This is a genomic window from Streptomyces sp. ISL-96, from assembly GCF_018614035.1.
Classification (GTDB): Bacteria; Actinomycetota; Actinomycetes; order Streptomycetales; family Streptomycetaceae; genus Streptomyces.
In genome coordinates this window covers 1-7,615 of record NZ_JAGGPA010000085.1, presented here as the reverse complement: position 1 = coordinate 7,615, position 7,615 = coordinate 1, and the positions used below count along the sequence as shown (strand labels likewise).

3 protein-coding genes and 1 pseudogene are annotated in these 7,615 nt (G+C 68.2%); 2 read left to right on the top strand and 2 right to left on the bottom strand.

All coding sequences use genetic code 11. The features are described from left to right. Together J7E96_RS35360 and J7E96_RS35355 are read right to left on the bottom strand one after the other, a co-directional pair. Positions 1-4,179, bottom strand: a pseudogene (locus J7E96_RS35360) (ATP-binding protein); the annotation flags it as partial. 71 nt (positions 4,180-4,250) lie between these two features. Then, complete coding sequence (locus J7E96_RS35355) at positions 4,251-4,472, bottom strand: hypothetical protein (RefSeq protein WP_215137774.1); 222 nt, start codon at positions 4,470-4,472, stop codon at positions 4,251-4,253. A gap of 301 nt (positions 4,473-4,773) precedes the next feature. Between J7E96_RS35355 and J7E96_RS35350 the strand changes: the two genes are divergently transcribed. Then, on the top strand, positions 4,774-5,631 hold the full coding sequence (locus tag J7E96_RS35350) for a carbon-nitrogen hydrolase family protein (RefSeq protein ID WP_215137771.1): 858 nt from the start codon (positions 4,774-4,776) through the stop codon (positions 5,629-5,631). A 228-nt stretch (positions 5,632-5,859) separates the two neighbouring features. Continuing rightward, positions 5,860-6,999 (top strand): IS630 family transposase, encoded by a 1,140-nt coding sequence (locus J7E96_RS35345; protein ID WP_308296285.1) that lies wholly within the window; start codon positions 5,860-5,862, stop codon positions 6,997-6,999. Positions 7,000-7,615 lie beyond the last annotated feature (616 nt).

Below are 7,615 nucleotides of genomic sequence, written 5' to 3'. Positions count from 1 at the left end.
GCCGATGCGGTGCGCATCTAGCAGTACCGGCAGCAATGCGGCCGTCGGCGAGGTCAGGCAAGCGGTGCTGCGGGCGGCGGCGGTGCAGGCGATCGGCATGGCGAGCCGGTTCACCACCAGGTCGGCGGCTGGGACGGTCGGCAGTGTGTCTGTATATGGGGGCGGCAACAACTGGGGCTGTCGGCGCTGGGCCTGCTTGTTCCAAGGGCCGAGACGGCATTCGCGGAGTCCCGCTTGCACAGCGGCCCACAGGAGTTCGTGCCGCCGACAAGGGGCGCCGTCGGGGGCATTGGTGCAGGGGGTACTCCAGACGAGAGCGCAGCCGGAGACGAATGCGGTACGGACTTCGTCGTACAGGCTGGTGGCTAGGGCTGTGAGTGCCTCTTCGATGCGGGCTGAATCAAGGGCGAGGTGGTCGAACGGTGCGAGGAGCACAGAGGGGACGGCTTTGGCGGCCGAGCGGTCGGCGGCCATCGGATAGGTCGTTGCTTGATAGCTCATGCCGTCGACGTGCGGGTTCGCCGTGGCGTTGAGGACTGCGTCTACTGCCCATCGCAGATCGTCGTCCGGGAGGGCGAGGAGCCCCCGCGCGTGGCTGGTGATAGCGGCGGCCGCGACAGCGGCGAGGGGATCTTCGGGGTGCAGGGGGCCTCTGGTGGGCGGATCGACGGTGAACTGTCGTGCGAGTGTGATGTCGGCCAGAAGGGTGTCGGCAGGCCATCCTCCGGGATTCTTGTCGTGGTCTGTGTAGGTCAGCTCCAAGCGCAGCGCTTCGCTGCCGGCTCGGAAGTCAGCTGCCGAGGGAGCGAGCGCTTCGGCGACAGGGGCGGGAGGTTCGTACTGCGCCACGAGCGTCCCGTCTGGGGCCCGCCGAGTGGGGTAGTTTTCAGGCTGGAACACCGAGGCCCATCCCTGGACAACGACGAGCCGGTCGTCGGAGTCGTCCCCGAGCTCGGCTTGTGCGTTGACGAGGAGTTGGTCCGCGACAGCGGCGAGTGCGTCAAGTCGTGGCTGATCGCCGGCGATCATTGCGCGCAGAGTCATTTCCGCGGCCGCGTCGCGGGGGGTGAATCGACGCCGGTCTCGGCCAACCACGTCCTCCGGGTCGGCTCCCTGCACGTGCAAGTGGCCTTCCGCAGTCGTGCGGTTGAACTCCAGTCCCCACACGTCTGGGGAGCTAAGCCAAGAGTCGAGCAGATCCGAGGCCACGTCGAGGTGGCGGACCAGCAGGCCGACGACGAGCCCCGGCATGGCGAGGTTATTGCAGTTGCGCAGCAGCAACTGCACGACAGCCTTGGGGGGGATGTCCAGCTTGCTGATGAGGTGGTCGGCGAATCGTTCGACGGCAAGGAGCGCGCTCATGCAGGGATAAGGGCCCACGGTGGAGCCGCGGTACCAGCCCCATACGTGTGCGTCGCCGACGTAGTGCCGGGCTCCGAGGTCGGGGATGTCGAGGTCGACGCCGAACGGGGTACTGCCGGGCTCGCCTGGGTGGGCGTCGCGATGTGGTTGTCGGGCGGGTTGCATGCGGGTTGCTGCGGCGTGGTCGAGCATACGGTTGATCATGTCGACGGCGTCGGCGGGCAGCTTGTTCAGCAGCTGGAAGAACGGGCCGTAGTACCAGGCGGCGAACGGGGGGCCGAAACCAAGCCCGTGCTGGTGGTCTCGGATGCCGTTATCGAGCAGGCCCCAGCCGGGTACGTCGTCCAGGTCGGGGTGTTCGATGTAGTACGCCTCGGTGAGGTCGAGCAGCAGCCGAGGGCGTGTTTCGACCAGGCTGAAGGCGGCGCCGGTCGACTCGACGGCCGGCCGCAGCCGGGAGGGTGCGCTGGCCGCCACATCCCGAAGCCATTGTTCGGTGCGGTCGTCGGTGTCGGGGCCGAGCATGGCCAGTGCTTCGACCGCAAATTCGTCGTAAGGTTCCGGGGCGGCGGCGAAGATTCGGTCACGGACCTGCCGCCGCAGCGGGTCCGGCCCGTGGTCGCCGCGGGCCATGCCGCGCAGCCACGCCAGCACGAGCTTGCGGACAGTCTCACCGAGACCCCGCTGGGAGTAGCGGCTGTACTGTCCGAGGTCAAGGTCACTGCAGTAGGTGACGGCGATAACCGGCGCGAGCGCGAAGGGATCCCCGAAGGTTCCCGTGACGTAGCGAAGGCGTGCAAGACGCAGCAAGGTCTGCACCCCGTGGTGATCATCGGCGGCGAGTTCATCCCAAACGTGCTCGATCGCCGTCTGCGCGTCGCCGAGGGTCAACAACGCTTCGATCGGGACCTCCGCCCACCGCTCCCCCTCAGCCTCGCGGAGCTCGTCAAACTCGCGGCGCATCACGCGCCAGACGGCTGCCCGGTCTCCTGCAAGGAGCTTGGCCTGACAGGCAAGCCGGACTGCACGGATGGTCCACCGAGGTGCTCCGGCTGCCCGCAAGGGCTCCCAGCCGGACGTGAGGAAGAGTCGACACAGCGCAAAGTCACGGATCAGGTCGGTTGCAAACTCATCGCCTGACGCAAGTGCGGGATTAGCAGGCGCCCGCAGCACTCCGTCGGAGCGCAGCTGCGCCCACACTCCCCCGCCAGGCGCTGCGCCGTCGGGCGCGTTGAGTACGCGACGCGCAACCGCCAGAACGGCCCGTTCACGATCATCGGGCGAGGCGCTGCCAGGTGCTTGTTCCTCATTGTTGCGGACGAGTCCGTTCCAGACCGCGACGAACACGTCGGCCTCGGAAAGCAGTTCCGTCGTCTCGGACACCGTGCCGGACCGCAGCAGTACATCTACCAGGCCTGGCCGACCAACCAGCCACTCCGCTCGCGCGTCAGCGCTGAGCCTGATCAGTGACCGGAAGGTGTCGACGAGCCTGTGGCGCTCAGCCGGAGTGAGTCGCGCCACGATGTGCTCGGCCGCTGCTCCGGTTCCGCCTGACAGTGACGTGGCGGTCTGTAGAACCTCCCGCACGCGCGCCGCCCCGTCCGTCCGCGTGACCGCGACCACGCCGAGCCCGGCCCGAAGGGCAGCCGCAGCAAGTTCACGCAGCAGGTCACGGCGGCCTTCGAGCACGGCCTCCGCACCGTCGACGACAAGCAACCGCACCGGGCGCATCTCCCCTGCCGCCAGCACGTCCGCCACCGGCCGTTGTCCCAGAAGATGCTCGACCTCCGCCACCGAGGAGGGAAGGTCACGGAGGCTGAGTGAGACCACTGCCGCGCCCTGGGCGGCGAGCTGTTCGCCGGCGCGCAGGGTGAGCGCGGACTTCCCGACGTCGGGTTCTCCTGTCACCACCAGGGCGGCCCCTGTCCGGCCCGCATGGGTCATCGCGTCGGCGAGGCGGGTCCGTTCCTCGGCACGGTCCACTTCCAGCCGTACTTCGCCGGCCGACAGGTCCGCTCGGATTCCCTCGCGCAATCGGCGGGCCAAACCGTCCAGCAGCGACCACGCCTGCTGGTACGAAACCGACCGGTTCAGCGGGTATCCGCTCAACGCGCGGCGCACCAGCGCCTGATCGACGCGTGCAGCGGACGAAGCCCAGCGGCCGGTCAGCTCGGCCAGCGCGGCGAACATCTTGTCTGCGGTCTCCACCGCCTCGTCGGCCACCATCCGCCGCAGTGCCGAGACCGCCGTCGTGCGGTCGGTTTCGTCCACGCCTTCCAGCCGCAGCTGCCGCACTCGCAGCGCCGACAGCCAACGCCAGGTCAGCTCGCTGGCATCGACTTGTGACAATGCCGGAACATCCGCGGCCGCAGCAACCACGAGGGCGTCCAGGTGCGTCAAGCGGCCCCGCACGCCTTCATTCGTTGCCGCCGGCAGCTCAACGACTTCGCGAAACTCCTGCGGAGAGCGGACGGACTGCGCGATCTGCGCAAGCGCGTCCGTCTGCCGCACGGCAGTACTGGACACGCCGACCGCCAAAGCGACTCTCCAGCGGCCTGCCGCGACCTCGTCCCACTGATCAGTCACGACGCGAAGGAAGGACTGCACCAGCGGGACCGACGTCGTATCACTCGTATTCAGTGCCGGGTTCCTGCGCACTCCGATCGATACCCGCCGCACGTGGCCATCGACCGTGCGGCCCTCCACCACGACATCGTCGATCGGGCTGATGTCGCTCGCCTGCAACCGCACGAGTTGGGGAACAACGTCATCACCGAGCTCGCTGACCGGATCTTCGGTCAGGACAGCAGCGAGCAACGTCGCCGCATAACGGTGCTCCAGCCGGACACCGCCACCACCGGTCGAGTACGGAGAGGCAGATCCAGTCGTCATCCGGCCATTTTACGATCAGCGGGCCGACGGAAAAGCCCGCGGCCAATCGACTTACACGGCGCCTCAAGATGCACCTCGACGACCACCTCGGCCTCGTCGTACTCGAACGCCTCGAACGCCACCCGAACGTCGTCTCCCCGACGAGGAAACGGCCACGCTGCAGTCCCCAGCTGGCTCATCGCCGCCGCTGCCATGGTGATGACGTCGATCAGCAGCATGGCCGCCCAATGGCTTTGAGACGGTGTGACTGCATGACGGCCGGGCCGCAACAGTCCCTCCCCTGCACGGCAACACCCCATCCAGCGCCCATCAGGTCATAGCGCTTAGTGGTCGGCTCCGTAAGTCCTTCGGGGGTTGTTCTGGGGGTGCGCGTTGTGCCTGACGTGCGGACCATCCCTGGCACCCGTGAAGCTGCGTCCACTTGGTGATGGTCCGTCCTTCGCGGGCGGGAGCGTGAGTCAGGCATGAGGATGCCCCGGACGCTCCGCTCTGCGCCTGCTCGGGGTAGTTTGGCCCACCATGGATGATCTTCATGCCCTGCCCTCTGGCCCGCTCACCGTGGCGGCCGGTCAGGCGACCTGCACCGCACTGGATATCCCCGCGAACGTCGCCATCGCTGCCGACTTGGTCCGCCGCGCCGCCGACCAGGGAGCTGACCTGCTGGTCCTTCCGGAGCTCTTCCTCACCGGCTACGAGCTGCCAGGAATCACGGCCGAGCCCGAGGCGTACACCCTGAACGCCATGGACTCCCGATTGGACCCGCTGGCCGCCGTCTGCGCCGAGACCCGCACCGCCGTGGTGGCCGGAGCCCCCACCCGCAACCCCGAGTCCGGGCGGCTGCACATCTCCGCCCTGGTCCTGGGCCTCGATGGCCGATTCGCCGCCCACTACGACAAGCAGCACCCCACTCCAAGCGAGCGCGCCGCCGGCTTCAGCCCCGGCACCAGCGGGTGCACCCTCACCCTCGACGGCTGGCGTCTTGGACTCGGCATCTGCTGGGACTCCGGCTATCCCGAGCATGCCCGCGCTGCCGCGCTCGACGGCTGCCACGCGTACCTGGTTGGCGCGATGTTCGGCCGAGGCTCCGGTGCCCATCAACGCGCCACTGTCTTCCCGGCACGGGCCCTGGACAACACCAGCTATGTCCTTCTCGCCAACCACAGCGGGTCCAGCGGCCCGTACCAGGGCTGTGGCCAAAGTGCGGTCTGGAACCCGGACGGCACGTTGCTCGTCGACGCGGGCACCGCCGACCCCGGACTGGCCACCGCCCGTCTCGATCCGCAGGTCCTGGCGAGGTGCCGGGCCGAGGAGCCGGTACTGGTCGACCCCTCACTCAGCGCCCCGGCATACCCCCGAAGCGGCATCATCCTCGTCTGAGACGGCCGAAGCGGGAACCCTGCACCGCACGACCGCACGGTCCAGACCCCGTCCGCCACGCCAGTCCGCGTTCCCGCGTCGTTGCGCATCGCTCTGACACACGTCCACGTCGACGTCAGGGCACCGGAAACGTGCGATCCTGACCGGTTTCTGACGGCCCGTCGCGGCCCCGTGGTCCACTCATCGAGATCGGCCGCAGCCCTGATGCCTGCGATACCCGCGTGCCCGGTGACCTTGACCGCCGCCGAGCGGCACCGGCTCAAGAAATCGGCATACGGTCACAAGACGCCTCACCAGGCCAGGATCCGGGCCCAGATCGTGTTGCTCGCGGCCCGGCCGCTACCCAACGCTCGGATCGCTGAGCGGGCGGGGGTGCACGTGGACACCGTGCGCACATGGCGGGGCCGCTTCGCCGAGCTGGGCCTGCCCGGGCTGGCCGATCGCAAGCGTCCGGGCCGGCCTGCCTCCTTCACTGCGTTGCAAGCCGCCCAGGTGAAGGCGCTGGCCTGCCAGCTCCCGGCCGAAGCCGGGGCGCCGCTCTCGCGCTGGACCTGCCCGGAGCTGGCCCGTGAGGTGGTCGCGCGTGGCATCGTTGGCGCCATGTCGGCCTCCACCGTGCGCCGCTGGCTCGCCCGGGACGCGCTCAAGCCCTGGCAGCACCGCTCCTGGATCTTCATCACCGATCCCGACTTCCGCGCCAAGGCCGAGCGCGTGCTGGACCTCTACGCCCGCACCTGGCAGGGCCGGACACTGGACGCGGGCGAGTACGTCATCAGCGCGGACGAGAAGACCTCCATTCAGGCCCGCTGCCGCTGTCACCCCACCCTCGCACCGGGGCAGGCCCGGGCGATGCGGAACCACACCTACGGCCGCGGTGGCGCGCTGGCCTACCTGGCGGCCTACGACGTCCACCACGCGAAGGTGTTCGGCCGCTGCGAACCGCGCACCGGCATCGACCCGTTCATGGCTCTGGTCACCCAGGTTATGAGTCAGGAACCGTACGCCAGCGCCAAGCGCGTGTTCTGGATCGTGGACAACGGCTCCTCCCACCGCGGCAAGAAGGCCGCCGATCGGCTGACCGCCGCATTCCCCAACGCGGTGCTGGTCCACACCCCGGTGCACGCCTCCTGGTTGAACCAGGTGGAGATCTTCTTCTCCGTCGTGCAGCGCAAGGTCGTCTCGCCCAACGATTTCACCGACCTTGCCCAGGTCGGGGACCGGCTCCGAGCCTTCGAAGCCCGCTACAACGCCACGGCACAGCCGTTCCAGTGGAAGTTCACCACCTCCGACCTGGACGATCTGCTGGCCAGGCTCGACCGGCACACCGCCGATCACCCAGAAGAATCCTCCGTCGCCCTGGCAGCTTGATCAACCCCCGAAGGACTTCCGGAGCCGACCACTTAGTCGTACTTGTGGTCGCCCGCTAGCGATTCTCGCTGTGGGCGCGCAGCCGAAGGGGCCGTGAACTGCTGTCACGCCTAAATGCCAGCCGCCGACGGCGTGCAAGTGGGTAAAGGGAGCGATGCCGGTTCAGCAGTCCGGGGCTGTCGCACCTTCCCCCGCCCTCCTCGTCCTCACCGCCGTCTCGGTCGGACCCCTCGTCTATACGCGGCGGCGTCGGCCCTCGTGGCCGAGCCGCTTGGCCTGGCGGCCACAGCGGTCATCCATCACGGTGCGCCGACCAGCACCGGCGTCATGCCGCCGAGGCCAGCAGCCAGGGGACGAGATCAGCGGTTGGCCTGCCGCCGCAGACGGATACGCTCATAGCACCCCCTCCAAATCATCGCCGCTCCTAGGGTCGTCTCAATAGAAGCGCAGGAGCGTCTCAGATATTGCAGCCTTGCAGGTCAGAGCTATACAAGATGCTCAATCGTCGTACCCCACCAGGCCACGCCCTCCTTGATCATCTTCTCAGCTTTTGCAGCATCGCAGGTCAGACGCCTAGAGGAATGCCCACACCTGCAATCAGATTGAGACGACATAG

Excerpts from the sequence above, each read along its gene's own strand:
- J7E96_RS35350 (WP_215137771.1), top strand. The coding sequence starts at position 4,774 with ATGGATGATCTTCATGCCCTGCCCTCTGGCCCGCTCACCGTGGCGGCC.
- J7E96_RS35355 (WP_215137774.1), bottom strand. The coding sequence starts at position 4,472 with ATGCTGCTGATCGACGTCATCACCATGGCAGCGGCGGCGATGAGCCAG.